The organism is Alcanivorax sp. DSM 26293 (genome assembly GCF_900107995.1).
In the GTDB taxonomy this organism is placed as follows: Bacteria; Pseudomonadota; Gammaproteobacteria; order Pseudomonadales; family Alcanivoracaceae; genus Alcanivorax.
Map to the genome: position 1 here is coordinate 21,737 of NZ_FNUM01000007.1, position 24,470 is coordinate 46,206.

25 protein-coding genes are annotated in these 24,470 nt (G+C 59.6%); 16 read left to right on the forward strand and 9 right to left on the reverse strand.

What is annotated here, in order from left to right:
* The first annotated feature begins 58 nt into the window (after nt 1-58).
* From C4S63_RS12870 to C4S63_RS12880, 3 genes are read left to right on the forward strand one after another with little or no spacing between them, the layout of a single operon-like run.
* Nucleotides 59-1,063 carry an adenosine kinase gene (locus tag C4S63_RS12870; RefSeq protein ID WP_103917803.1) on the forward strand — a complete coding sequence of 335 codons (1,005 nt, stop codon included), beginning with the start codon at nt 59-61 and terminating at the stop codon, nt 1,061-1,063.
* Between the two features lie 4 nt (nt 1,064-1,067).
* Nucleotides 1,068-1,400: a Rieske 2Fe-2S domain-containing protein gene (locus C4S63_RS12875; RefSeq protein ID WP_103917804.1), complete on the forward strand. Its 333-nt coding sequence runs from the start codon at nt 1,068-1,070 to the stop codon at nt 1,398-1,400.
* A 7-nt stretch (nt 1,401-1,407) separates the two neighbouring features.
* Nucleotides 1,408-2,367, forward strand: coding sequence for a serine/threonine protein kinase (locus C4S63_RS12880; protein WP_103917805.1), 960 nt, complete (start codon nt 1,408-1,410; stop codon nt 2,365-2,367).
* Between the two features lie 236 nt (nt 2,368-2,603).
* Here C4S63_RS12880 and sfsA read toward each other — a convergent pair whose 3' ends face one another.
* From sfsA to C4S63_RS17395, 4 genes are all read right to left on the reverse strand, one after another.
* On the reverse strand, nt 2,604-3,323 hold the full coding sequence (sfsA, locus tag C4S63_RS12885; RefSeq protein WP_103917806.1) for a DNA/RNA nuclease SfsA: 720 nt from the start codon (nt 3,321-3,323) through the stop codon (nt 2,604-2,606).
* Nucleotides 3,320-4,486 (reverse strand): aminotransferase class I/II-fold pyridoxal phosphate-dependent enzyme, encoded by a 1,167-nt coding sequence (locus C4S63_RS12890; RefSeq protein WP_235000017.1) that lies wholly within the window; start codon nt 4,484-4,486, stop codon nt 3,320-3,322. The genes sfsA and C4S63_RS12890 overlap by 4 nt, the downstream gene beginning before the upstream one ends.
* Before the next feature lie 122 nt (nt 4,487-4,608).
* Entirely contained in the window at nt 4,609-5,040 is a 432-nt protein-coding gene (locus C4S63_RS17390) for a hypothetical protein (RefSeq protein WP_160052773.1), read from the reverse strand.
* A 57-nt stretch (nt 5,041-5,097) separates the two neighbouring features.
* The gene (locus tag C4S63_RS17395) at nt 5,098-5,361 is read right to left on the reverse strand and encodes a hypothetical protein (RefSeq protein ID WP_063526560.1); all 264 of its coding nucleotides are present in this window, start codon (nt 5,359-5,361) and stop codon (nt 5,098-5,100) included.
* Nucleotides 5,362-5,425: 64 nt separating this feature from the next.
* Here C4S63_RS17395 and dksA point away from each other — a divergent pair, with 64 nt between their 5' ends.
* The 13 genes from dksA (at nt 5,426) to acs (ending at nt 19,504) form a co-directional block, all read left to right on the forward strand.
* Nucleotides 5,426-5,833: an RNA polymerase-binding protein DksA gene (gene dksA, locus C4S63_RS12905; RefSeq protein WP_063527162.1), complete on the forward strand. Its 408-nt coding sequence runs from the start codon at nt 5,426-5,428 to the stop codon at nt 5,831-5,833.
* A 119-nt stretch (nt 5,834-5,952) separates the two neighbouring features.
* Nucleotides 5,953-6,840 (forward strand): tRNA glutamyl-Q(34) synthetase GluQRS, encoded by an 888-nt coding sequence (gene gluQRS, locus C4S63_RS12910; protein ID WP_103917809.1) that lies wholly within the window; start codon nt 5,953-5,955, stop codon nt 6,838-6,840.
* Between the two features lie 200 nt (nt 6,841-7,040).
* Nucleotides 7,041-7,217 carry a hypothetical protein gene (locus C4S63_RS17455; protein WP_007149317.1) on the forward strand — a complete coding sequence of 59 codons (177 nt, stop codon included), beginning with the start codon at nt 7,041-7,043 and terminating at the stop codon, nt 7,215-7,217.
* Nucleotides 7,207-10,164: a sensor histidine kinase gene (locus C4S63_RS12915; protein WP_290526302.1), complete on the forward strand. Its 2,958-nt coding sequence runs from the start codon at nt 7,207-7,209 to the stop codon at nt 10,162-10,164. The genes C4S63_RS17455 and C4S63_RS12915 overlap by 11 nt, the downstream gene beginning before the upstream one ends.
* A 38-nt stretch (nt 10,165-10,202) precedes the next feature.
* On the forward strand, nt 10,203-11,531 hold the full coding sequence (locus C4S63_RS12920) for a sigma-54 dependent transcriptional regulator (RefSeq protein ID WP_103917810.1): 1,329 nt from the start codon (nt 10,203-10,205) through the stop codon (nt 11,529-11,531).
* A gap of 360 nt (nt 11,532-11,891) precedes the next feature.
* Complete coding sequence (locus tag C4S63_RS17300; RefSeq protein WP_146063382.1) at nt 11,892-12,086, forward strand: hypothetical protein; 195 nt, start codon at nt 11,892-11,894, stop codon at nt 12,084-12,086.
* A 39-nt stretch (nt 12,087-12,125) separates the two neighbouring features.
* Entirely contained in the window at nt 12,126-13,475 is a 1,350-nt protein-coding gene (gene pcnB / locus C4S63_RS12925) for a polynucleotide adenylyltransferase PcnB (protein WP_235000018.1), read from the forward strand.
* A gap of 115 nt (nt 13,476-13,590) precedes the next feature.
* Complete coding sequence (gene folK / locus C4S63_RS12930; protein WP_103917812.1) at nt 13,591-14,094, forward strand: 2-amino-4-hydroxy-6-hydroxymethyldihydropteridine diphosphokinase; 504 nt, start codon at nt 13,591-13,593, stop codon at nt 14,092-14,094.
* A complete protein-coding gene (locus C4S63_RS12935; RefSeq protein WP_062817064.1) occupies nt 14,078-14,779 on the forward strand; it encodes a deoxynucleoside kinase in 702 nt (233 codons plus the stop codon). The genes folK and C4S63_RS12935 overlap by 17 nt, the downstream gene beginning before the upstream one ends.
* Before the next feature lie 178 nt (nt 14,780-14,957).
* On the forward strand, nt 14,958-15,746 hold the full coding sequence (gene panB / locus C4S63_RS12940) for a 3-methyl-2-oxobutanoate hydroxymethyltransferase (protein WP_103917813.1): 789 nt from the start codon (nt 14,958-14,960) through the stop codon (nt 15,744-15,746).
* A gap of 207 nt (nt 15,747-15,953) precedes the next feature.
* Nucleotides 15,954-16,811 carry a pantoate--beta-alanine ligase gene (gene panC, locus C4S63_RS12945; RefSeq protein WP_063509604.1) on the forward strand — a complete coding sequence of 286 codons (858 nt, stop codon included), beginning with the start codon at nt 15,954-15,956 and terminating at the stop codon, nt 16,809-16,811.
* Between the two features lie 88 nt (nt 16,812-16,899).
* Entirely contained in the window at nt 16,900-17,280 is a 381-nt protein-coding gene (gene panD, locus C4S63_RS12950; protein ID WP_035248421.1) for an aspartate 1-decarboxylase, read from the forward strand.
* A gap of 286 nt (nt 17,281-17,566) precedes the next feature.
* Nucleotides 17,567-19,504: an acetate--CoA ligase gene (gene acs, locus C4S63_RS12955; RefSeq protein ID WP_103917814.1), complete on the forward strand. Its 1,938-nt coding sequence runs from the start codon at nt 17,567-17,569 to the stop codon at nt 19,502-19,504.
* A 73-nt stretch (nt 19,505-19,577) separates the two neighbouring features.
* Here acs and C4S63_RS12960 read toward each other — a convergent pair whose 3' ends face one another.
* The 5 genes from C4S63_RS12960 to rbfA form a co-directional block, all read right to left on the reverse strand.
* Entirely contained in the window at nt 19,578-20,003 is a 426-nt protein-coding gene (locus C4S63_RS12960) for a hypothetical protein (RefSeq protein ID WP_063509602.1), read from the reverse strand.
* A gap of 157 nt (nt 20,004-20,160) precedes the next feature.
* A complete protein-coding gene (gene pnp, locus C4S63_RS12965) occupies nt 20,161-22,254 on the reverse strand; it encodes a polyribonucleotide nucleotidyltransferase (RefSeq protein WP_103917815.1) in 2,094 nt (697 codons plus the stop codon).
* 247 nt (nt 22,255-22,501) lie between these two features.
* Nucleotides 22,502-22,771, reverse strand: coding sequence for a 30S ribosomal protein S15 (rpsO, locus tag C4S63_RS12970; RefSeq protein ID WP_062817070.1), 270 nt, complete (start codon nt 22,769-22,771; stop codon nt 22,502-22,504).
* A 341-nt stretch (nt 22,772-23,112) separates the two neighbouring features.
* On the reverse strand, nt 23,113-24,030 hold the full coding sequence (truB, locus tag C4S63_RS12975; protein ID WP_062817071.1) for a tRNA pseudouridine(55) synthase TruB: 918 nt from the start codon (nt 24,028-24,030) through the stop codon (nt 23,113-23,115).
* 17 nt (nt 24,031-24,047) lie between these two features.
* Nucleotides 24,048-24,458, reverse strand: coding sequence for a 30S ribosome-binding factor RbfA (rbfA, locus tag C4S63_RS12980; RefSeq protein WP_062817072.1), 411 nt, complete (start codon nt 24,456-24,458; stop codon nt 24,048-24,050).
* Nucleotides 24,459-24,470: the final 12 nt, after the last annotated feature.

Here is a 24,470-nt window from a genome sequence, read left to right on the forward strand (position 1 = left end):
GACCCGAGGCGCCCATAATAGCCGCCTTGCCTTTTCTGAATCAGAACACGGAGCATCCATGACGAAAAAATACGACGTTTATGCCCTCGGCAACGCCCTGGTGGACACGGAGATCGAGGTCAGCGACGCCTTTCTTGAGCGCATGGATGTGGGCAAGGGCCTGATGACACTGGTGGACGAAGCCCGCCAGGCAGAACTGATTGCCGCCCTGGCAGACGAAGCCGAGCCTCACAAGCAAACCAGTGGCGGCTCTGCCTGTAACACCGTGGTGGCCACCCGCTATTTCGGCGGCAATGGCTATTACGCCTGCAAGGTTGCCGACGATGCCACCGGCGATATCTTCGTCAACGATCTGACCGCCGCCGGCGTGGACACCAACATGAACGGCAGCCGCGACCGCGGTATATCCGGCAAGTGTCTGGTCATGCTGACCCCGGACGCAGAGCGTACCATGAATACTTTCCTGGGCATTTCCAGCCAGGTGTCCGAGGCAGAACTGGACGAAGCCGCCATTGCCGCCAGCCACTATGTCTATCTGGAAGGTTACCTGGTCAGTGGTGACAGCTCCCGGGCGGCAGCCATCAAACTACGCCAGCTGGCAGAAAAGCACGGTGTCAAAACCTCCCTGACATTCTCCGATCCGGCCATGGTGCAGTTCTTCAAGGACGGCCTGTCCGAGATGCTGGGCGACGGCGTGGACCTGCTGTTCTGCAACGACGCGGAAGCCACCAGCTACACGGATACCGACAGCCCCGAGGCCGCCCTGGAAAAACTCAAGAGCGTCTGCCGCTCCGCCGTCATCACCCTGGGCGCCGAAGGCGCGTTGGTATGGGATGGTGAGCATACCCACAGCATTGCTCCCTTGCCGGTCAAGGCCATCGACAGTAACGGCGCCGGCGACATGTTTGCCGGGGCCTTTCTGTATGCCATCACCCATGGCCATGATTTTGTTACCGCCGGCAACCTCGCTGCTGCTGCCGCCGCCCGCCTGGTGACAGAATTCGGCCCGCGCCTTAGCGCCGAGACCCACCAGCAGATTCGCCAAGATATTTTAGGTAAGTGATCACATGGAACACGTTTGCAACCTGATCGACATTCCCGACGACAGTGCGCGGGAATTCCAGAAAGACGGCCAACCCGTGGTCGTGGTGAAACACGATGGGCTGGTACGTGCCTTCGTCAACTGGTGCCCGCACCTGGGCATCGAGCTGAACTTCATGCCGGACCAGTTCATGGACAGTGACAACCAGTTCATCATGTGCGCCAACCACGGCGCCCTGTTCGAGATTGATAGTGGCGACTGCCTGTCCGGCCCCTGCAGTGGCGACAAGCTGATCCCGGTTCCCCTTGAAGTGCGTGGTGACGAGGTGTGGCTTGGCCCCGTCGAGGTGCCGGCCTGAGCCGCTTATGAGCCATCCTTTTGATGACCTCACCCCGGATTACATGCTCGACGCCGTGGACGCCGCCGGCTTCCTCAGCGACGGTCGCCTGCTGCAGCTGAACAGTTTCGAGAACCGGGTCTACCAGGTGGGCCAGGAAGAGGGCCCGCCGGTCATCGTCAAGTTCTACCGTCCACAGCGCTGGAGCGATGAACAGATCCTGGAAGAACATGCCTTCAGCCTGTTCCTGGTGGCGCGGGACCTGCCGGTGGTTGCCCCCATCGAAAAGAACGGCACCACCCTGTTTCACTGCGACGGCTTTGCCTTTGCGGTATTCCGCAGAGCCGGCGGCCATGCGCCGGAGCTGGATAACGACAACCATCTGGAACAGCTTGGTCGCACCCTGGCCCGCTGGCATGCCTGCGGCAGCGATCGGCCTTATGAGCTCCGCCACACCATGGACCCGCTGGCCGACATTCGCGCCGCCAGCACCTTCCTGATCAATGACGTGGTGGACCTGAATTACCGCAGTCAGTATCGGGATGTGTGCGGCCAGCTGCTGGAACAGATTGAACAACACCTGGCCGAGGTGGAATTTCCACTACTCAACGTGCACGGCGACTGTCATACCGGCAATATCCTGTGGCGCGACGACAAACCGCATTTCGTGGATCTGGATGACAGCTTGCGGGCGCCAGCCATGCAGGACATCTGGATGCTGCTGTCCGGCGAGCAGGACGAACAACAACACCAGCTTCGGGTGCTGGCCCGCGGCTACGACACCTTCCTGCCCTTCCCCTGGCAACAGACGGCCCTGATCGAACCGCTACGCACCCGGCGCATTATCTGCTACGACGCCTGGCTGGCCAGACGCTGGGACGACCCGGCCTTTCCGCCGGCATTCCCCTGGTTTGAATCCATGAGTTACTGGCGGGATCAGGTGACCTTATTGCAACAGCAGCTACGTAGTTTGCAGACCCCGTTGTAGAGGAAAACGCGTTTCCGTAGGAGCGCCGCTCGCGGCGCGATAGGGTTGGCGCCGTGTCTTCTAAAGCCGCTGCTGTAGGAGTTCCTCTCGAGGGACGAAGCCGAGGCCAAGCGAGGAAAAAGGCGAGGCAGGGGCTGCCAGGTCACTCTAGAGACGCCCTGTTTCACAGAAACGACGTTGCTGGCCTTGCAGGTGCTTTCCACGCCGGCACCTGGTTCGTCCCTCGAGAGGAACTCCTACAACTGTATTGGCAACGGGTGTTCCAGCCGAAAACCATCGGCGGATAACGCCACCTTCCACGCCAGTACCTCCACCCCCTTCTCCACCGCTTCCCGCAGCAGCACCCCGTAGCGGGCGTCGATTTCATCCGCCGGTCGGGCGGCCTGTCCCCCACTGTGCTGCACACAGAAAAACAGCACCGCCCGCTTGCCGGACGCCACCACCTCCATGAGGGTCAGTAGATGCTTCTGGCCCCGCTCGGTCACGGAATCCGGGAAGGCAATGACACCGTCATCCGGATCATTTGGCCCGGGGCCAAGCGTGACATTTTTCACTTCCACAAAGGTATGGGGATCGCTGCGCTCTCCCAGTGCCAGATCAAAGCGGCTGTCACCGTATTTCACTTCCCGTTCCACTCCGCTGCCGGGGTTCAGCCCGGTAACAGCGCCGGCACGAATGGCTTCCTCCACCAGCGCATTGGGGCGACTGGTATTCACCCCCGCCCAATGGCCGTGGGCCACCTGCACCGCCTCCAGCGTGTGACGATATTTACGCTTGGGGTTACCGCTGTCGGAGATCAGCGCCAGTTGGGGCTCTCCCAGTACGCAGTGCTTCATGGAGCCGGTATTCGGGCAATGCACGGTCATTTCGCGGCCATCGGCGCGCACCACATCGGCCATAAACCGCTTGTAGCGGCGCAGCAGGGTGACGCGCTCCAGGGGGGGATCAAACTTCACAGGGGCTCCAGGTAACGGCCCAAGCGGTGCAGGGCTTCGACTAGACGGGACTCGGCGCAGGTATAGGCCAGACGAACATAACGGTGAGGGTCATGGCCGGCACCGAAATCCAGCCCCGGCGTCATGGCCACTTTTTCCTTTTCCAGCAGGTCTGCACAGAAGGCAAAGCTGTCATCGGTCCAGGCACTCACATCCACATACACATAAAACGCCCCGTCGGCATTGGACACCACCGGCAGTTTGAGATGCGCCAGGCCATTGAGCAGGCACTGGCGGCGACGGGCAAACAGCTGGTGACGCTGCTCCAGAATCGTCAGCGTCGGCTCCTGCAAGGCGGCAAGGGCACCGTGCTGCGCTGGCGTGGACGGTGCCAGAAACAGGTTCTGGGCCAACCGTTCAATGGCCGGCACCAGCGGCTCCGGCGCCACCAGCCAGCCCAGCCGCCAACCGGTCATGCAGAAGTATTTGCTGAAGCTGTTGATCACCATCACCTGATCGGTACGCGACAGCACCGACTCCGCCGGCCCGCGGTAACAGAGCCCCTGATAGATTTCATCCACCAGCAACAGCCCCCCTTTCTCCACGGCCCCTTCGGCCATGGCCTGCAGGGTATCCAGCGACAACATGTTGCCGGTGGGGTTATCCGGGCTGGCGACCATGGCCAGGCGGGTATTCGACTGCCAGGCCGACAGCAAGTCGTTGCGGGTCAGCGTGAAATGATTGTCCGCCTTCAAGACCAGTGGCTGAGGCCGCCCCCCCACCAGATTCACAAACTGGCGATTGCAGGGGTAACCCGGATCACACAGCAATACACCGTCCCCGGGATTGATCAGCGCCGCCAGCGCCAGCTGCAGGGCACCGGAAGCCCCTGGCGTCACCACGATCTGTGACGGCAATACGGTAGCGGCAAAACGGTCCCGGTAATCATCCGCTATGGCCTGGCGCAAAGCAGGCAATCCTGCCGCCGGCGTGTAGCCGGTGCCTCGCTCACGGGTTGCCTCGGCAATGGCCTCCAGCACCGGCGCCGGAGTTTCAAAATCCGGCTCGCCCACTTCCAGATGGATCACATCGTGTCCCTGAGCGGCCAGTTGCTGGGCTCGCTCCAGCAGTGCCATTACGTGAAAAGGCGGGATCTGTTTGGCGAAATGCGACAGCGTGCTCACAAGATTCCTCTTTCCTATAGGGGTGGCATGGCTATAATCGGCCAGATTTTCACCAACTGGTGACAAGACTTACCCGGAAGGGGTAAGGTCGAAAGATTACATTACGCCCGTGCTTGGTGATATCAAGCAGACCCTAGGGATAGTGGCACAGGATAGAGAGTCGAGAAGATGCTAAGGGAGTTAATCAAAATGGCCACCGGCAAAAAGAAAGCCCCGAAAAAGGCGGCTAAAAAACAAACCACCGGGTCTGCTTCCAGCAGCAAAAAAGCCACCTCATCCACTGCTGCCCGCAAAGCACCAGCCAAAAAGGCCGCTGCAAAGAAGGCTCCTGCCAAGAAAGCCACGGTGAAGAAGGTGGCGGCAAAGCCTGCAGCCAAAAAGACCCCAGCCAAAAAAGCGGCCGCAAAGAAAGTCACCAGCAAGCCAGCCGCCAAAAAGGCACCGGCCAAGAAGGCCGCCGTGAAGAAGGCAGCGCCCAAGAAAGCCGTTGCCAAGAAACCGGCACCGGCCAAAAAAGCGACCGCCGCCAAACCGGCAGCCAAGAAAACAGCCACCCCAAAAGCCCCGGCCAAAAAGGCCGCAGCGAAAGCGCCGACCAGTAAGCCTGCCGCTCAAAAGGCAGTCCGCAAGCCAGCGGCGAAACAGGCCGTCGCGAAAACCCAATCCACTGCTGCCAGCGCCAAGCCGGCGAAGGCCAGCAAGCCCGCTGCCAAGAAACCGGCAGCCAAAAAAGCAGCACCGGCTGCACCTAGAACAAAACTGCCGACCTCCGGGAAGGCATCCGCAGCGGCCCGGGCCGCTGCCAGAGACGCATCGAACACCGGTAACGCACGGACCGCGACTGCCGGCAAAGGGACTTCGCCGAGCCGATCCACCACTTCTGCTCAGGTAAAAGCAAACGTGAAAAAGAAAACCGCCTCATCTTCCTCGCAGGCCCAAATGCATGGTTTCAAACCCTACATGCCGGCCAAAAACGAGGAGTACATGAACGAGAAACAACGGGAGCACTTCCGCCAGATTCTGCTGGCCTGGCGCCAGGAGTTGATGGAAGAAGCGGATCGCACCATGCACCACCTGCAGGATGAGCAGGCGAACCTGCCTGACCCTGCTGACCGCGCCACCCAGGAAGAAGAGTTTGCCCTGGAGCTGCGCACCCGTGACCGCGAGCGCAAGCTGCTCAAGAAGATCGAGAAGACGCTGGATCTGGTCGACAAGGACGATTATGGCTACTGCGAAGCCTGTGGCATTGAAATCGGCATCCGTCGCCTGGAAGCCCGCCCCACCGCCGACCTGTGCATCGACTGCAAGGAACTGGCGGAGATCAAGGAAAAGCAGCTGGCCGGATAACCTCCCCAGTTGACAGTGGACAGTTGATAGTTGACAGCTAGCAGGGCGCAAAGCGCCCTGCTTTGCTATCTGCTTGGCACTGTTTTCCGCTGTCAATTGTCAACTATCAACTGTCAACTATGGTTTATCGCGGACGTTTCGCCCCCACCCCCTCCGGCCCCCTGCATTTCGGGTCCCTGGTGGCTGCGCTGGCCAGCTGGCTGGAAGCGCGCCACGCGGGCGGTGAATGGTTGATCCGCGTGGACGATCTGGACCCGCCCCGGGAAGTGCCCGGTGCCGCCGATACCATTCTGCGTCAGCTGGAAACCTTTGGCCTGCACTGGGATGGGCCCGTGCGTTACCAGAGCCAGCGCCACTTCGCCTATCAGGAAGCCGTGGATGCCCTGCTCGACCGCGGCTACGCCTTTCACTGTCGCCTGACCCGCAAACAACTGGCCGCCCTCAACCATAACCATCCCGGCATCAGTGCCAGTGTGCCCGCCGCCGAGGATACCGCCATCCGCCTGCAGGTTCCCGACCGGGAGCTGGACTACCCGGATGGCATTCAGGGGCGAATCAGCAACAACCTGCACCAGGACGGTGGCGCCTTCGTGATTCGTCGCCGCGATGGCCTGTTCGGGTATCAGCTGGCCTGCGCCCTGGACGATGCGGATGATGGTATTACCCATGTGTTGCGTGGTGCGGACCTGCTCGATTCCACCTTGCGCCAGCGCTGGCTGCTGGAATGCCTGGGCAGGCCTGCGCCGGAGTATGCGCATTTGCCGGTGGTCAGCGACGGCCGGAACCTGAAGCTGTCCAAATCCACCGGCAGTGAGGCCCTGGACCCCACTCGAGCCAGCCAGCTACTCACCGCCGCCCTTCACTGCCTGGGACTGCAGCCGCCCTCAGACCTGCAAGACGAACGCCCCGCAGTACTATTGGCATGGGGCACGGCGCACTACCCCGATCACCAGTGGCCCGCGGGCCGACAGCAGCCATTGCCCGATGAGTTAAAAGTTCAACGTTGAAAGTTTAAAAGCGCGAGAGGGTTTCGTGATTTCTGTTTGTCCGTGCCTGCGCCCTTGCCATGAATCGCGGGCACGACCTCGCCAGGTCTTCGACCTGGCCCGCGTTGCAACTTTACACTTTGAACTTTCAACTCAGCCCCCGCTTTTACACGCCTCACCCCCTGGCGTATGCTCATCGGCCCGGAGGGGTTAAACCACCTATGTATACCGACCGACTGCTGATCATCTTCATTCTCGGCACCTACCTGCTTTCTCCTGCCATCATCGATTGGTGGAGCGAAGGTGGGCGCGCCTGGTATCGCCCCTATCTGATCTGGTTGGGCCTGATCGCCCTGAGCTACTGGATTGCCAAGAGCAAGGATGTCGATGGTCTATAGTGTCAGCGATCTGATCCTGATTGCCGGTTGCTACCTGCTGTTCCTGTTTGCGGTGGCCTGGATCACCGAGCGTGGCTGGCTGCCGGCTCACTGGGTACGCCACCCGGCGGTGTATGTGCTGTCGCTGGGGGTCTACGCCAGTGCCTGGGCCGTGTACGGTTCAGTGGGTTATGCCTACCAGTACGGCTACAACTTCCTGTCCTATTTTCTGGGGATTTCCGGGGTCTTTCTGCTCGCCCCGATTTTGCTGGCACCGATTCTGAGGCTGACCACGACCTACCAGCTCAGCTCCCTGGCGGACCTGTTTGCCTTCCGTTACCGCAGCCGACTGGCTGGCGCCATGACGACCCTGATCATGCTGATCGGGGTACTGCCCCTGCTCGCGCTGCAACTGAAGGCGGTCGCAGAATCCATCCAGATCCTCAGTGGCACCGCCGACCCCCGCGACCTGGCCGCCGGCTTCTGCCTGATGATGGTGATCTTCGCCATCCTGTTCGGCGCCCGCCATACCACCGCCCGGGAGAAGCACGAAGGGTTGGTGATGGCCATTGCCATGGAATCGCTGATCAAACTGCTGGCCTTCGGCGCAGTGGCCTTGCTCGGCCTGTATGGCGTGTTCGATGGGCCCGCCAGCCTCAACGCCTGGCTGGATGACCACCCGGAAATGCTGGCGCGGCTCTACTACCCCCTGCAGGACGGTACCTGGCATTCCATGATCATGGCGTTCTTTGTCTCCGCCGTGGTGCTGCCGCACATGTTCTACATGGCCTTTACCGAAAACATGAACCCCCGCGCCCTGATCACCGCCAGTTGGGCGCTGCCGTTGATGTTCCTGCTGATGGCATTGTGCGTGCCGGTCATCCTGTGGGCCGCAGCTGCCGGCAATGCCCCCACCCCACCGGATTATTACGCCCTGGGTATCGGCATGATTAGCGGTGGCCACGGTGCGGTGCTCGGCTATATTGCCGGCCTGGCCGGGGCCAGCGGCATGCTGATCGTGGCCACCCTGGCGCTGTCCGGCATGTGCCTGAATCACCTGGTACTGCCCGCCAGCCCGCTGCAGGGCCAGAACCTGTATCGCAATCTGCTCTGGACCCGGCGCATCCTGATCGCCGCCATTCTGGCCCTGGCGTATCTTTTCTACCGCTTCACCGGCACCGATCACACCCTGGTGGAACTGGGAGTGCTCACCTTTGTGGCCACCCTGCAATTTGTCCCCGGACTGATTGGCGCCCTGTTCTGGCCCTCCGGCAACCGCAACGGCCTGTTCGCCGGGCTGCTGGTCGGCTTTATCCTGTGGATCATGTTGCTGCTGGTTCCCATCGCCTACCCGAACTGGCAGTTCCAGCCACTGATGGAATTGCTGGGCATGCGCTTCCAGAGCGGCGCCAGTCAATGGCACCACGTGGCCATTGCCTCGGTCACCGCCAATGCGCTGATCTATGCCATCGTATCCATCGTCACGCCCATGTCCCGATCGGAGAAGAACGCCGCCGAGGCCTGTGCGGTCGACAGCCTGCGCCGCCCCTATCGCTGGGAGCTGGAAGCAAAGAGCGTGGACGATTTTATTGATGCCATGAGCCAGCCCCTGGGGCCCATCACGGCCACCCGGGAGGTGGAAATGTCCCTGCGGGATCTGCACCTGCCGCGCACGGAAACCCGCCCCTATGCCCTGCGCCGTCTGCGTGATCAGCTGGAAACCAACCTGTCCGGTCTGCTTGGCCCTTCGGTGTCTCACCAACTGATCGACGACCACCTGCCTTACCTGCCGGAGGAAGAGCAGCATTCCAGCGAGGATATCCAGTTCATTGAATCCCGCCTGGAGCAATACCGGGATCGTCTGTCCGGGCTGGCGGCGGAGCTGGACGGCCTGCGCCGCTTCCATCGTCAGACTCTTCTGGAACTGCCCATGGGGGTGATTTCCCTGGGGGCTGACCGGGAAATCATCGGCTGGAACCGGGCCATGGAAAGTCTCACCGGCATCACCGCCGAGAACACCATCGGGTCACGACTGGCGGATCTGGATGCACCCTGGGGCGATTTCTTCACCCGCTTCAGTCACGACGACAACCCCCACCAGCCCCAACAGGCCCTGGAAGTGGACAATCAGACCCGCTGGCTGAGCCTGCACAAGTCCGAAGTGATGGGGGCCGGCACTGCCGAACAGGCCGGGGGCCAGGTACTGGTGATCGAGGACATTACCGAACTGCGCCACATGGAGGCCCACCTGGCTCATAACGAACGACTCGCCTCCATCGGCCGACTGGCGGCCGGCGTGGCCCACGAAATTGGCAACCCGGTTACCGCTATTGCCTGCCTGACCCAGAATCTGGATGAAGACAGCGACCCGCAGGAACAACAGGAAGCCTGCGACCAGATCCTTGAGCAGACCCGACGCATCACCCGCATTGTGGAATCCCTGGTGACCTTCAGCCACTCCGGCGGCATCAAGCTCAGCGAACAGGTGCCGGTGAACCTTCGCGATACCGTGGACGAAGCCATTTCATTACTGCTGCTGGATCCGGATCATCGCCAGCAGCCGTTCGAGAACCACTGCCCGGCCAGCCATTGGGTCAAAGGTGATCCGCAGCGGTTGTTGCAGGTGTTTATCAACCTGCTTGGCAATGCCGCCGATGCCAGCGAAAAGGCACTGCCGGTCACCGTGCATTGTGAGCCCCGTGGGGATTTCCTCGATATTCTGCTGGAAGACCAGGGTCACGGCATCCCGGACAACCTGCGCGACGCCCTGTTCGAACCCTTCGTCACCAGCAAGCCACCGGGGCGCGGGACAGGCCTTGGGCTGGCGCTTGTGTACAGTATTATTGAAGAGCATCAGGGCAGCATTCGAGTAGAAAGCCCGCTCAACGATGACGGCGGCACCCGCTTTGTGGTCAGCCTGCCTGTGCACCAGCAACACGCTGCTGACCCCGGGCACCCGGAAACGTAGTATCCTGCTCAACCCGACAAGTAAGGACCCAGCGATACATGAGTCACATCCTGATTGTTGAAGATGAACCGGTGATTCGCGGTGCGCTGCGCAAACTGCTGGTACGCCACGAACACTCCGTGGCAGAAGCCGACTCCGTGGAGCAGGCCCGGGAGCAGCACCTCAATCAGTTTGATCTCATCATCAGCGACCTGCGCCTGCCCGGCGAGCCCGGCACCGCCCTGATTGCCAGTGCCGGCGCGACCCCTGTGCTGATCATGACCAGTTATGCCAGCCTGCGCTCCGCGGTAGACGCCATGCGCCAGGGTGCGGTGGACTATATTCCCAAGCCCTTCGATCACGATGAAATGCTGCTGGCCGTTGAGCGGGTGCTCAAGGAAGGTCGTCTGAATAGAGGCAATCGCGCTCTGCGTCGGGATATGGAACGCAGCTACCCGGTGCATAATATGATCGGTACCAGCGATGCCATGCAGGAGCTCAAGCATCGCATCCAGCGGGTAGGCCCCACCAATACACCGGTGCTGATCATGGGCGAGTCCGGCACCGGCAAGGAACTGACCGCCCGCGCCCTCCATGAGCAAAGCGAACGGGGTGGCGGCCCGCTGATCTCGGTACAGTGCGCCGCACTGCCAAAAAACTTGCAGCTGACGGAACTGTTCGGCGATGAAGAAAGCGCCGGGCGCATCGAAGAAGCCGATGGCGGCACCCTGTTTCTCGACGAAGTCGGTGAATTGAACAGCGATGTGCAAAGCCGTCTGCTGACCCTGCTCACCCATCACGAAATACATCGCCAGGGCTCCCTGTCACCGCGCAAGGTGGACGTGCGCATCCTTGCCAGTAGCCAGCTGGATTTACCCGGCCGGGTTGCTGAGGGCCATTTCCGTCAGGATCTGTACTACCGGCTCAATGTGATGGAACTGACCCTTCCTCCCCTGCGCGAGCGCCAGGATGACCTGCAAAGCCTGGCCAACGCCCTGCTCGCACGCGGCTGCGAGAAACTCAATCGCCACGACCTCTACTTTACCGATGCGGCCTGGCAGGCCATGGTCGGGTACAGCTGGCCCGGCAATGTGCGGGAGCTGGAAAACGTGATCGAGCGAGCCATTATTCTCACTGAAGAAGACGGCATCGGCCCCTCCCAGTTGGGGCTGAACCCCAACCGCACCCCGCAGCGAGTGAGCCGCGCCAGCCTGGATCCCAGTGAAGACCTGTCCCTGGAGGATTATTTCACCCGCTTTGTCATGGAAAATCAGGACAGCATGACCGAAACCGAGCTGGCCCAGAAACTGGGCATCAGTCGCAAGAGCCTGTGGGAGCGCCGGCAGCGACTGGGCATTCCCCGCAAAAAAGCCGGTGGTCGCCGCTAATTAACCGCTTGTCCGGGCCAGAGAACCGGCGAGACGGGATTTGCGCCAGGCCATGTAAAAAATATTGCGCCCTGATGCCCACACCCCGTTCTGGATTTCCTGACAAAAGAGCCGCGATGGGCATAAGTGTTACCGCGCTACACAGGCAGGTAACACCAAGGTTACAAATTTCGTGAAACTATTTACGGTTATTTTAATTATTGATCACAAGTCTTTGTTTTTTAAGGAATTCACTCTTTGTTGCATTGCCCCGGTGTGACGGGCACTATGAATCCCACGCCAGCTAACAAAAAAAACATCGGCGTACAGGCTCAACAATAACAACAAGAAAGAAGAAGAATAATTTCACGAGCCAATGCAATGCTGCTGCAACTGATGATTGCAGCGACAAGGCAGAAAACAACACAAACAATAATAACAACAGAATCAGCGCAAAATATGGGAGTCACAACTTCGGTTGTGGCTCCTTTTTACTTTCTGGGCCACGCCCAAACCGGCCAGTATCTCAATAGACGAGAAAAAGTGCTACTATCGCCGCTTTATTGCACACCTTGAGGCTAATACTGACGCATGCCCTGCAAGTTCCTGGAACGTATGACTGACTGGTTTAAGAAGGGTTCCCCAAAAAACCGCAGAACGTTCGAACCGCGAGTCATTCCCCGCGACCAACATCCCATCTCCCGCAAACAGGTGTCTCGCGCTGCACTGGATGTGCTCTATGGCTTGCACAAGGCCGGCTTTGAAGCCTATCTGGTGGGCGGTTGCCTGCGGGACATTCTCTGCGGTCGCGAGCCCAAGGATTTCGACGTATCCACCAATGCCACGCCGGAACAGGTGAATCGCCTGTTCAAGCGCAGCCGCATCATCGGTCGTCGTTTCCAGATCGTGCATGTGCGTTTTGGCCGCGAGGTCATCGAGGTCTCCACCTTCCGTGCCATGAATCGCGAGGACAACCCGGACCGGGACCAGCATCACGCCCACGAGGAAACCGGCCTGGTCTTGCGCGACAACACCTGGGGCAGTATCGAGGAAGATGCCCTGCGGCGGGATTTCACCATCAACGCGCTGTACTACAACATCGCCGACTTCACTCTGCATGACTTTGTCGGCAGCCTGGATGATATCGAACAAGAGGTCATCCACCTGATTGGCGACCCGGAGACCCGCTTCCGGGAAGACCCGGTCCGTATGCTGCGCGCCGCCCGCTTTGCCGCCAAACTGGGCTTTCACATCGACCCTGCCACCGGCGATCCGATTCCGGAACTGGCCGAGTTACTGCTGCAAGTCCCCGCCGCCCGCCTGTTCGATGAGGTGCTAAAGCTGTTCCTCAGCGGCCATGCCCGGGAGTCCTACGAGCAACTCCAGCACCTGGGCCTGTTTCGCTTCCTGTTTCCGGAAACCCAGCAAGCGCTGGAGGGTGAAAAAGGGAACATCTGGGAGGCCATGCTGCTGGCTGCCATGGACAATACCGACAAACGCCTGGCCGATAACAAGCCGGTCACCCCCGCCTTTATCTATGCAGTACTGCTGTGGCCGGTGATTCAGCAGCGCATGGGGCACTACCTTTCCAGCGGTCTGCCGCCGGCCCAGGCTCTGCACAAGAGCGCCACCCGTGCCCTCAATCAGCAGATCAAGCACACCGCCATCCCGCGACGTTTCTCCACAGTGATGCGAGAAATGTGGGAACTGCAGCTGCGTCTGGATAAACGTGCCGGCAAGCGCGCTGATGCCCTGATGGAACATCCCCGCTTCCGCGCCGCCTATGATTTCCTGTTGCTGCGCGAGCAGGCCGACGAAATCAAGCCGGGACTTGGCGATTGGTGGACCCGCTACCAGGAACAGGATGAGCAGGGCCGCCGGCAGATGATCAGCCAGCTGGGCAACCCGTCCGGCGGTGGCAACAAACGACGACGGCGGCGGAAAAAGCCGGCAGCGGAAGGCTGACAAAACAAGGCGAGCGAGGAAGAGCGAGCTTCGAAAGGCAACCCGGTGTTGGTTTTCGAAACTCGCTTCTCGCAACTCCCAGCCTGCCCTTTCCTGATCAGAACCGAGAGCCCTTATGCACGCGTTCATTGGCCTTGGCAGCAATCTGGACCACCCCTCGCAGCGGCTGATCTCGGCCCTGCGGGCGCTGCAACGGCTACCCGGCCTGACCCTGTGTCACCATTCGCGCCTGTATGCCAGCGCTCCTGTGGGCCCCCGGGACCAGCCGGACTACGTCAATGCCGTGGCCGACATTGACACCCCACTCTCCCCCCACGCCCTACTGCATACCCTGCAGGCCCTGGAACTGGCGGCGGGCCGGCAACGCCTGCGCCATTGGGGCGAACGCACCCTGGATCTGGACATCCTGCTGATCGGCGACAGCCACATTGACAGTGACGATCTGCAAGTTCCCCACCCGCAAATGACCCGGCGGGCTTTTGTCCTGGAACCGCTCCTGGAAATTTGCCCTCATGCCCTCTTGCCGGATGGCACCGCACTGCGTAGTTTTCTCGGTCAGGTAGCTGAACAACCGATTTCACCGTTGGCAGAGCTGGATCGCGATGCACTCATCGAATGACAAAACCCTAACCGAACGCATTGAACAACGTCGCCAGGCCCGCACGCTGCCGCGCTTTATCGCGGTAGAGGGGCCTATTGGTGCCGGCAAGACCAGCCTGGCGAAACGCCTGGCAATGACCTTTGGCTATGACCTGCTGCTGGAACAGGCCAGCGACAATCCCTTCCTCACCCGCTTTTATCAAGACCCGGCCCGTTATGCCCTGCAAACCGAGCTGTTCTTCCTGTTTCAGCGTGCCGACCAGTTACGCCAGATCCAGCAGCAGGACCTGTTCGCCGGGCCCCGTATCGCCGACTTCCTGATCGACAAGAACCGGCTGTTTGCCCGGGTCACTCTGGACGATGATGAATTCGAGCTATACCGCAATGTGGATGACCACCTCACTCTCGATGCACCACAACCGGATCTGGTGATTTATCTGCAGGCGCCTTCCCAGGTACTGCGCCAGCGCATCGGGCGCCGTGGCAACGATTTCGAGCAGGGCATCCAGAGCGATTACCTGGACCGTCTAAGCGATGCCTACACCGAATTCTTCCATTTTTATGACCGCGCACCGCTGCTGATCGTCAATGCGGCGGAGATTGATCTGGTCAACCACGATCGCGACTACCAGCAACTGGTGAGCGAGTTGCTGGACATCCGTTCCGGGCGCCACTATTTTAACCCCCGGCCGCTGGTCGACTGAGTTGAAAGTTCAAAGTTGAAAGCTCAAAAGCGCGGAATAGCATGTCGCCTCTCTGATGACGCCCTGCCCGCGACACTTTTGACAGCCTCGCGGGCACAACCTGTACACAGCTTCAGACTTGACCGCGTTTCAACTTTCAACTTTCACCTTTCAACTGAATTTCCCTGGGAGGTTTCCCATGTCAGTAACCATCCGCACCCTGCATAAACGCAAACAGGACGGCGAGAAATTTTCCGTACTCACCGCTTACGACGCCTGTTTTTCCCGGCTGATTTCGGAAGCCGGCGTAGACGCCATTCTGGTGGGGGACTCCCTGGGAAACGTGATACAGGGCCAGAGCAGCACGGTACCGGTGACCCTGGAACAGATGGCCTACCACACGGAATGCGTGGCCCGGGGCAATCAGGGCAGCCTGATCATTGCTGATGTGCCCTTCATGGGGGCCGCCACCCTGGAACGTGCGCTGGAAACCGCCACGGCGCTCATGCAGGCCGGCGCCAATATGGTCAAGCTGGAAGGCAGCGCCTGGCTGGCGGACAGCATCGAGATCCTCAATCGCAATGGCATCCCGGTCTGCGCCCATCTGGGCCTGACTCCCCAGGCGGTGAACGCTCTCGGCGGCTACCGGGTCCAGGGCAAGGATGACGCCGGCGCCAGCGAACTGCTGGCAGCGGCCAAAGCACTGGATGCGGCCGGCGCCGCCATGCTGCTGCTGGAGTGCGTGCCCCGGGAGCTCAGCGCCCGTATTACCCAGGAAGTGAGCGTGCCGGTCATCGGCATCGGCGCAGCCCCGGAGTGCGACGCTCAGGTGCTGGTGATGCACGACATGCTCGGCATCAGCCCCGGCAAACCGGCCCGCTTCGTGAAGGATTTCATGGCGGAAACCGGCGATATTCGTGCCGCCTTCCAGGCCTATGACCAGGCAGTGAAAGACGGCAGCTTTCCTGCCGATGAGCATTGTTTCTAGAAAAACCAGCGGCAAGCTACAAGCTTCAAGCTACAACGCGGGTCAGGACATCGTAAAACTGCAGCATTTTGGTCCGCGCACAAACGCTTGGGGAAGAATCCCCCGGCAAAAAATCGCGGGCAGGGAGCCAGTCAGTCAGCACTGGCCTCCCCCGCGCCTTGTAGCTTGAAGCTTGTGGCTTGCAGCTTTCTTACCCGAGGATTCCCGATGCAAACCGTCCATACTGTCTCCCAGGTTCGTGAATATGTGCGCGGCTGGCACCAGAAAGGTCTGTCCGTGGGGTTTGTGCCCACCATGGGCAACCTCCATGACGGTCATATCAGCCTGATCAAGGAAGCCCGTGCCCGTTGCGACGTGGTGGTGGTCTCCATCTTCGTCAACCCGACCCAGTTCGGCCCCAACGAGGATTTCGACCGCTACCCGCGCACCCTGGACGCGGATGCCGCTGCCCTGGTGGACGCGAGCACAGACCTGCTCTTTGCCCCCTCCGTGGACGAGATGTACCCCTCTGGCCAGAACCAGACCTGGGTAGACGTGGACGCTCTGGGCGAGCATCTGTGCGGGGCCAGCCGGGAAGGTCACTTTCGGGGCGTTACCACGGTGGTGGCCAAACTGTTTAACATTGTTCAGCCGGATGTGGCCGTATTCGGCGAAAAGGACTTTCAGCAACTGGCCATTCTTCGCCGCATGAGCGAAGAACTGCTGTTTCCGGTCAAGATCGTCGGCGCCCCCACCAGTCGGGAGAGTGACGGTCTGGCGCGCAGTTCACGCAATGGCTTTTTGACCGAAAGTGAGCGCACACTCGCGCCACAGATATACCAAACCCTGCAAACCCTGAAAGCCGATATTGAAGGCGGCGAACAGGATTATCGGGCCCTGGAACAGCGCTACCGGGACAGCCTGAACCAGGCCGGCTTCCAGGTGGACTATCTGACTGTCGCCAACGCGCGCAGCCTGGCGCCCGCCAGCGCCGGGGATACCGATCTGGTGGTCGCTGTGGCCGCCAAACTGGGGAATACTCGATTGATAGACAATGTCAGTCTGGCCGTTGTGCGTGACCGGTGATTCATGCATACTTCCGGCCCCTTGAAGTGCCTGTGTGGTGGCAACACCGTGTGTCTGCAGGCTTCGGGTAGCGCAAGAGGTAACCAAGATGCAGTGCACCATGCTGAAAGCAAAACTCCATCAGGCTCGAGTCACCCACGCGGAACTTGAGTACGAAGGGTCCTGTGCCATTGACGGTGACCTGATGGACATGGCGGGTATCCTGGAATACGAACAGATCCAGATCTATAACATCGATAACGGTGAGCGCTTTGAAACCTACGCCATTCGTGGCGAAGCCGGTTCCAAGATCATCTCCGTCAACGGTGCCGCTGCGCATAAAGCCCAGCCTGGCCACCGGGTGATTATCTGCGCCTACGCCAGCTATTCCAGCGCCGAACTGGTCAACTTCAAGCCTAGCCTGATCTACATGGCGGAAGGCAACGAAGTCAAAGGCACCAGCAACGCGATTCCGGTACAGGTCGCCTGATACCGGAACCTGAAAAGGAATTCCTGAAACGCCGGCTTTTGCCGGCGTTTTTTTATGCCTCCGCTTTCCCGTGCCCCTTCCCCACCCGCCGCCATGCATTTGCGGTCGTTCACTGTTCTGTCCTTGGCCATTGACCAACACATTGTTTACTCTTGGTAGCAACCTAGCCGTTTCCCCCCTTCGACCATGGTTGAATAGCCAGCCGGGAAGCGTCACACAATAATCAAGGGAAAGCCGGGAGCCCCTGAAGCGCGCTCCCCACTGGCAGTATCCCAAGGAGGCCCTGATGTCCAAGACCCACATTCACCCTGTTCCCGCAGATTTCAAAGCCCAGACCCTGATGGATCGCGATACCTACGAGACATGGTATGCCCAGTCCATCAATGACCCGGATACCTTCTGGGCGGACCGGGCCCGGGAATTACTGGACTGGAAAACCCCCTGGGACACGGTCAGTGACTGGGACTTCCACGAAGGCCGTGCTGCCTGGTTCAAGGGCGCCACCCTCAACGTATGCTACAACTGTGTCGATCGACATCTGCCAGAACGGGCCAACCAGACGGCCATTATCTGGGAAGGCGATGAGCCGGATCAGGACAAGCACATTTCCTACCAGCAACTATTCGAGGAAGTCAGCAAATTCGGTAATGTGCTGAAAACCCGTGGCGTCAAGAAAGGCGATCGCGTGGTGATCTACATGCCGATGATTCCCGAAGCCGCCTACGCCATGCTGGCCTGCGCCCGCATCGGCGCCATTCACTCCGTCGTGTTTGGCGGCTTCTCCCCGGAAGCCCTGAAAGATCGCATTCAGGATGCCGGTGCCTGTGCCGTCATCACCGCCGACGAAGGGGTCCGCGGTGGCAAAACCGTCCCCCTGAAAGTGAATGCCGACAAGGCCATGGCCGGGATCGAGAGCGTGCATACCTGCCTGACGGTCAAACGCACCGGCGGCGATGTGGACTGGCAGGCAGACCGGGATGTCTGGTACCACGAGGCCATGGCGGAAGCCTCCAGCGACTGCGAACCAGAATGGGTCGAAGCGGAAGACCCACTGTTCACCCTTTACACGTCCGGCTCCACGGGCAAGCCCAAAGGCGTCGTCCACACGACCGCCGGCTATCTGCTCAACACTGCACTGACCCATAAATATGTGTTCGATTATCACGAGGGTGACATCTACTGGTGCACCGCCGATGTGGGCTGGATCACCGGGCACAGCTATATTGTCTACGGACCGCTGGCCAATGGTGCCACCACCCTGATGTTCGAGGGCGTCCCCACTTACCCGGACGCCTCACGCTGCTGGCAAGTGGTGGACAAGCACAAGGTGAATATCTTCTACACCGCACCCACCGCCATTCGCGCCCTCATGGGCCTGGGCGACGAGCCGGTCACCAAAACCTCCCGGGCCAGCCTGAAGTTGCTGGGCACGGTAGGCGAACCTATCAACCCGGAAGCCTGGGAGTGGTATTACAAGGTGGTGGGCGAGTCCCGCTGCCCCATCGTGGATACCTGGTGGCAGACCGAAACCGGCGCCATCATGATCGCACCGCTGCCGGGTGCCGTGGATCTGAAAGCCGGCTCTGCCACCCTGCCCATGTTCGGGGTGCAACCCGTGCTGATGGACCCGGACGGCAACGAGCTGGAGGGCGCCACCTCCGGCAATCTGGCCATCAAGGCCAGCTGGCCCAGCCAGATCCGTACCGTCTATGGCGATCACCAGCGGCTGATTGATACCTATTTCAGTGCCTACAAGGGCTACTACTTCACCGGTGACGGCGCCCGTCGCGACGAGGATGGTTACTACTGGATCACCGGTCGGGTGGACGACGTACTCAACGTCTCCGGCCACCGCCTGGGCACCGCCGAGATCGAGTCCGCCCTGGTACTGCATACCAGCATTTCCGAAGCTGCCGTGGTTGGCTACCAACACGATGTGAAGGGCCAGGGTATCTATGCCTACGTGTCGCTGATGGCCGGCAAGGAAAGCAGCGAGGAGCTGGTCAAGGAGCTTCGGGATATGGTGACCCAGGAAATTGGCCCCATCGCCAAACCGGACCTGATCCACTTCGCCCCCGGCCTCCCCAAAACCCGTTCCGGCAAGATCATGCGCCGCATCCTGCGCAAGATCGCCGCCAACGAGCTGGACAGCCTGGGCGATACCTCCACCCTCGCAGACCCGGCGGTGGTGGATCAGCTGATCGATACCCGGCTGAATCAGTAAGCCCCGCCATCCGGCCGTTTCCCACACACAAAAAAGGCAGCCATCTGGCTGCCTTTTTTCATTCTATCCAGTCTTACAATGAGGCTTGCTCATCGAGCATCTGGTCTGCCAGAGAGGCCTCTAGCTGTTTGAATTCCTTCTTCCCATGCGGGTCATAGGTGTAATAGTAGACCGTCTCTTTCTTATTAATCGTATTTGCATCAATGGCCCCTTGTGGAACACCCCAGATAACGGATGCTGGCCAGAACAACAGATTCAGAAAGCCATACGTCCACTGGGCACCTTCGTTCGTCCCAATGCCCAAATAGAAATTACCGAAACCCGGCAACAGGTTCAGGCCACCAGCCACGCCCGGGTGCTTTACTTTCACCTCGGTATCCTGAATACCGACAGCATTGAGCTCACGCAAACGAACTTCATCAGCCCGGCTCAGCGATGTACAACCTGTTGAACTGAATACTGCCAGAGCAAGCAGGCAGAGAAACGCGACATTCCTCATTATTATTTCCCTTCCATAGATTTAATTTTCAGACCAAGTCGCGCATTCTATTTGCATAACATTTTTTTGCAACAATTCCGCCACAATCAGAAACCGACTTTTCCAAAACCAAAAAGGCCGGCAAAAGCCGGCCTTTTTGAATGGGGAAAAGGAAGAATTAGTCTTCCTTCGCTTCCTTCATGGACAGCTTGATACGGCCACGCTGATCCACGTCGAGCACCTTCACCTTGATCAGGTCGCCTTCATTGACGTAGTCAGACACCTTCTCCACCCGCTCTTCAGCGATCTGGGAGATGTGCAGCAGACCTTCGGTACCGGGCATGATCGCCACGAATGCGCCGAAATCCACCACCTTGGTGACCTTGCCTTCGTAGATAGCACCCACTTCCGCTTCGGCAGTGATCTCTTCCACACGGCGCACGGCTTCTTCCGCTTTCTCGCGGGTCTCACCGTAGATCTTCACGCTGCCATCGTCTTCCAGATCGATGGTACAGCCAGTCTCTTCGGTCAGCGCACGGATGGTGGCGCCGCCTTTACCGATCACGTCACGGATTTTGTCCGGGTTGATCTTCAGGGTCAGCAGGGTCGGCGCATTGTCAGATACCTGGGTGCGGGACTCAGCAATCGCCTTGGCCATTTCACCGAGGATATGGATACGACCGGCATTGGCCTGCTCCAGCGCCTTTTCCATGATCTCTTCAGTGATGCCTTCGATCTTGATGTCCATCTGCAGGGCGGTGACGCCACGGGCAGTACCGGCCACCTTGAAGTCCATGTCGCCCAGGTGATCTTCATCACCGAGGATATCGGACAGTACCGCGAAGCGGCCGTCTTCTTCCTTCACCAGGCCCATGGCGATACCGGCCACCGGCGCGGCCAGGGGTACACCGGCATCCATCAGCGCCATGGAGGTGCCACAGACGGACGCCATGGAGGAGGAACCGTTGGACTCAGTGATTTCGGACACCACGCGAATGGAGTACGGGAAATCTTTTTCGTTGGGCACGACCGCTTCCACACCGCGACGGGCCAGACGGCCGTGACCGATCTCGCGACGCTTGGGAGAGCCGATCATGCCGGTTTCGCCCACACAGTAGGGAGGGAAGTTGTACTGCAGCATGAAGTGGTCCTGACGGGACCCTTCCAGTGCATCGATAAACTGGGCATCACGCATGCCGCCCAGGGTGGCGGTAACGATCGCCTGGGTTTCACCACGGGTGAACAGGGCGGAACCGTGAGTCTTGGCCAGCACGCCCACTTGACACTCGATAGCACGCACCGCATCCAGGGCGCGACCGTCGATACGTGGCTTGCCGGACACGACCGCTTCACGGACCACGGATTTCTCGACCTTGCCGAACAGCTCCTTCACTTCCCCGGCTTCCGGAGCACCTTCTTCACCGGTAGCAAACGCGTCTACGCAGGCATCACGCAGCTCGCCCACTTTGGCGTAACGGGCCATCTTCTCGGTGATGGTATAGGCTTCAGCCAGAGCGCCTTCGAACTTTTCCTTGATGGCATTTTTCAGCTCGGTATTCTCGGCAGGTGCCTGCCAATCCCACTTCGGGGTGCCCACTTCGGCGGCAAATTCCTTGATGCCCTGGATAACCGGCTGCATCTCCATGTGACCAAACAGCACCGCACCCAGCATCTGGTCTTCGGACAGCTCCTTGGCTTCGGATTCCACCATCAATACGGCAGGCTCGGTACCGGCAACCACCAGGTCCAGCGCGGATTCTTCCAGCTCACTGCGGCTGGGGTTGAGGATGTACATGCCATCCTTGAAGCCCACGCGGGCGGCGCCGATAGGGCCACCAAACGGAATACCGGAAATGGACAGGGCGGCCGAAGTGCCAATCAGGGCGGCGATATCCGGATCCTGGTTCTTGTCAGCGGACATGACCGTGGCAACGACCTGCACTTCATTCATGAAGCCCTTGGGAAACAGCGGGCGAATGGGGCGGTCAATCAGGCGGCAGGTCAGGGTTTCTTTTTCGCTGGGACGACCTTCACGCTTGAAAAAGCCACCCGGGATACGGCCGGCGGCGTAGGTCTTTTCCTGGTAGTTAACGGTCAGGGGGAAGAAGTTCTTGCTGGGATCCGCTTCTTTCTTGCCTACTACGGTGACCAGCACTTCGGTGTCACCGATACGGACCATGACAGCGGCGGTGGCCTGGCGGGCAATTTGCCCGGTTTCCAGGGTTACCGTGTCACGGCCGAACTGAATCTGTTTAGTGATTTTATTGAACATATCTCGTCTCTTCTCTCTTCACGACAATCTTCGAGGCCCATGCCTCTGATAACAATTCATCTTTTGCCCGGGCATCATATCCCGCCAGGGCGCCTGGCCCAACCGTAAATTGGCCTGGAGACACGCCTGAGCCCTCTGGCCCACGATACCTTGGCGCGATCTTACCGCCTGATTTTCCGCAGGCCAGAAACAACAGAAGCCCGGCGGCTGCCGAGCTTCTGTTGGGGGTTACCCGATCTGCTGTCTTTTAACGACGCAGACCCAGCTTTTCAATCAGCTGCAGGTAACGGGTACGGTCCTTCTTGGCCAGGTAGTCCAGCAGCTTACGACGCTGGTTTACCATGCGGATCAGGCCGCGACGGCTGTGGTGATCCTTCTTGTGACCCTTGAAGTGGTCCTGCAGGCCGTTGATGTTGGCGCTCAGCAGAGCAATCTGCACTTCCGGGGAACCGGTATCGCCTTCTTTCTGGCCGTGCTCTTTCAGGATTTCCGCTTTCTGTTCAGTGGTTAATGCCATGCTATTTCTCCAATATGCTCAATAAAAAGACGCGGTCAGCCATGCATATTTATAGCTGCCGTCGCTCATTGGGCTCGGGGAGCCTCTTTATAACTCCTTGCGTACTCAGCGTGGCCTGAAGGGTTCAGCTGTTGTGTTTTGTCGCGACGGACAGGGTGGTTCCCTTTCCTAGCGACAAAGCGCAGCAGATGTGCCCTTCAGGCCGCGCCCTCCGGGTCTTTCAGGCTGGCCCGCACTCGTTGTTGCGCTTTTTTGATGGATGGACATACACCTTCAAAATCGCGCCTAGATTGCGAGCCAGCCTGAAAGACTGAGCATGCAAGGAGTTATACAGAGGCTCCCTAGCCCGATACCAGTCGACGCGGCGCAATGCGCCCGTCTTCCAGCACTTCACCGACACCCAGAAATTCTTCACTGGATGCCTGGTAAATACTGACCCAGCCGTCCGCGGGACGGTCTGAGCTCATCACTGGCTGACCCTGCTGCAGGTAATAGGCAGCATTGTCACCCAGCTCAATGCGCGGCCAGTCTGCCACGCTGGTAGATAAAGGCAAGAGCAGCTCGTCGATTGCCTCAAAACCACCGGTTTCCTTGATCTTGCCCAGCTGCTCCAGGGTCAGCATGCGTTCCGCCGGGTAGGGGCCGGCTGACAAGCGGCGCAGCGCCGTCACATGGCCGCCACAACCCAGCTTTTCACCGGTATCTTCCACCAGCGAGCGCACATAGGTGCCTTTGGAACAATCCACCTCGAATTCCAGCTCATCACCTTCGATTCGCAGGATGCGGATATCATAAATCGTTACCGGGCGCGCTTTGCGCTCCACGGTTTTGCCTTCGCGGGCCAGCTTGTAGAGCGGCACGCCATCATACTTGATCGCCGAATACATGCTCGGCACCTGCTCGATATCCCCCTTAAAGGACATCAGGGCATCTTCAATCTGGGCCGGGCTGGCGGTTACGTCGGCGGTTCTGACTACCTCACCATCCGCATCACCGGTTTCCGTGATCACGCCTAATTTGGCGGTCACCCGGTAGCTCTTGTCAGATTCCAGCAGGAACTGGCTGAACTTGGTGGCTTCACCAAAACAGATCGGCAACATCCCGGTAGCCAGTGGGTCCAAGCTACCGGTGTGGCCGGCCTTGGCTGCCGCAAACATTTTCTTGGCCATCTGCAGGGCACCATTACTGCTGACGCCACTGTTTTTATCCAACAGCAGAATGCCGTTGACGTTACGGCCACGGGGACGACGTTTTGCCACCTGACAGCTCCGCTACACTAATCGTTTTCGGTTTCGTCGTTGTCCGGACGCAATTCCCGGTCTTCCGCTCGGGCGTCATCGATCAGCTGGGAAAGATGGGCCGCCCGCTCCGGGGTCATGTCGTAATGGAAACGCAATTTCGGGGTAGTGCGGGTATTGAGGCTTTGCGCCAGGCTGCTGCGCAGGAAACCACTGGCTTTCACCAGCACGGCTTCCGCTTCCGCGCCCTCTTCCTCTCCTTTGCCAAGCAACGTGAAATACACGTCGGCAAAGGACAGGTCCCGGGACACCGTCACATCCTGAATGGTGGCCAGGTTTACCCGCGGGTCTTTCATTTCAAACTGCAATAACCGCGACAGCTCACGCTGTATCTGGTCGGCAATCCGATCAGTGCGGTTAAAGCCCTGCGGGCGACGATGGCGACTCATGGTTAACGGGGC

Coding starts and splice junctions, on each gene's coding strand:
- C4S63_RS12870 (WP_103917803.1), top strand. CDS start 59: ATGACGAAAAAATACGACGTTTATGCCCTCGGCAACGCCCTGGTGGAC.
- C4S63_RS12875 (WP_103917804.1), top strand. CDS start 1,068: ATGGAACACGTTTGCAACCTGATCGACATTCCCGACGACAGTGCGCGG.
- C4S63_RS12880 (WP_103917805.1), top strand. CDS start 1,408: ATGAGCCATCCTTTTGATGACCTCACCCCGGATTACATGCTCGACGCC.
- dksA (WP_063527162.1), top strand. CDS start 5,426: ATGCATGGTTTCAAACCCTACATGCCGGCCAAAAACGAGGAGTACATG.
- gluQRS (WP_103917809.1), top strand. CDS start 5,953: ATGGTTTATCGCGGACGTTTCGCCCCCACCCCCTCCGGCCCCCTGCAT.
- C4S63_RS17455 (WP_007149317.1), top strand. CDS start 7,041: ATGTATACCGACCGACTGCTGATCATCTTCATTCTCGGCACCTACCTG.
- C4S63_RS12915 (WP_290526302.1), top strand. CDS start 7,207: ATGGTCTATAGTGTCAGCGATCTGATCCTGATTGCCGGTTGCTACCTG.
- C4S63_RS12920 (WP_103917810.1), top strand. CDS start 10,203: ATGAGTCACATCCTGATTGTTGAAGATGAACCGGTGATTCGCGGTGCG.
- C4S63_RS17300 (WP_146063382.1), top strand. CDS start 11,892: ATGCTGCTGCAACTGATGATTGCAGCGACAAGGCAGAAAACAACACAA.
- pcnB (WP_235000018.1), top strand. CDS start 12,126: ATGACTGACTGGTTTAAGAAGGGTTCCCCAAAAAACCGCAGAACGTTC.
- folK (WP_103917812.1), top strand. CDS start 13,591: ATGCACGCGTTCATTGGCCTTGGCAGCAATCTGGACCACCCCTCGCAG.
- C4S63_RS12935 (WP_062817064.1), top strand. CDS start 14,078: ATGCACTCATCGAATGACAAAACCCTAACCGAACGCATTGAACAACGT.
- panB (WP_103917813.1), top strand. CDS start 14,958: ATGTCAGTAACCATCCGCACCCTGCATAAACGCAAACAGGACGGCGAG.
- panC (WP_063509604.1), top strand. CDS start 15,954: ATGCAAACCGTCCATACTGTCTCCCAGGTTCGTGAATATGTGCGCGGC.
- panD (WP_035248421.1), top strand. CDS start 16,900: ATGCAGTGCACCATGCTGAAAGCAAAACTCCATCAGGCTCGAGTCACC.
- acs (WP_103917814.1), top strand. CDS start 17,567: ATGTCCAAGACCCACATTCACCCTGTTCCCGCAGATTTCAAAGCCCAG.
- C4S63_RS12960 (WP_063509602.1), bottom strand. CDS start 20,003: ATGAGGAATGTCGCGTTTCTCTGCCTGCTTGCTCTGGCAGTATTCAGT.
- pnp (WP_103917815.1), bottom strand. CDS start 22,254: ATGTTCAATAAAATCACTAAACAGATTCAGTTCGGCCGTGACACGGTA.
- rpsO (WP_062817070.1), bottom strand. CDS start 22,771: ATGGCATTAACCACTGAACAGAAAGCGGAAATCCTGAAAGAGCACGGC.
- rbfA (WP_062817072.1), bottom strand. CDS start 24,458: ATGAGTCGCCATCGTCGCCCGCAGGGCTTTAACCGCACTGATCGGATT.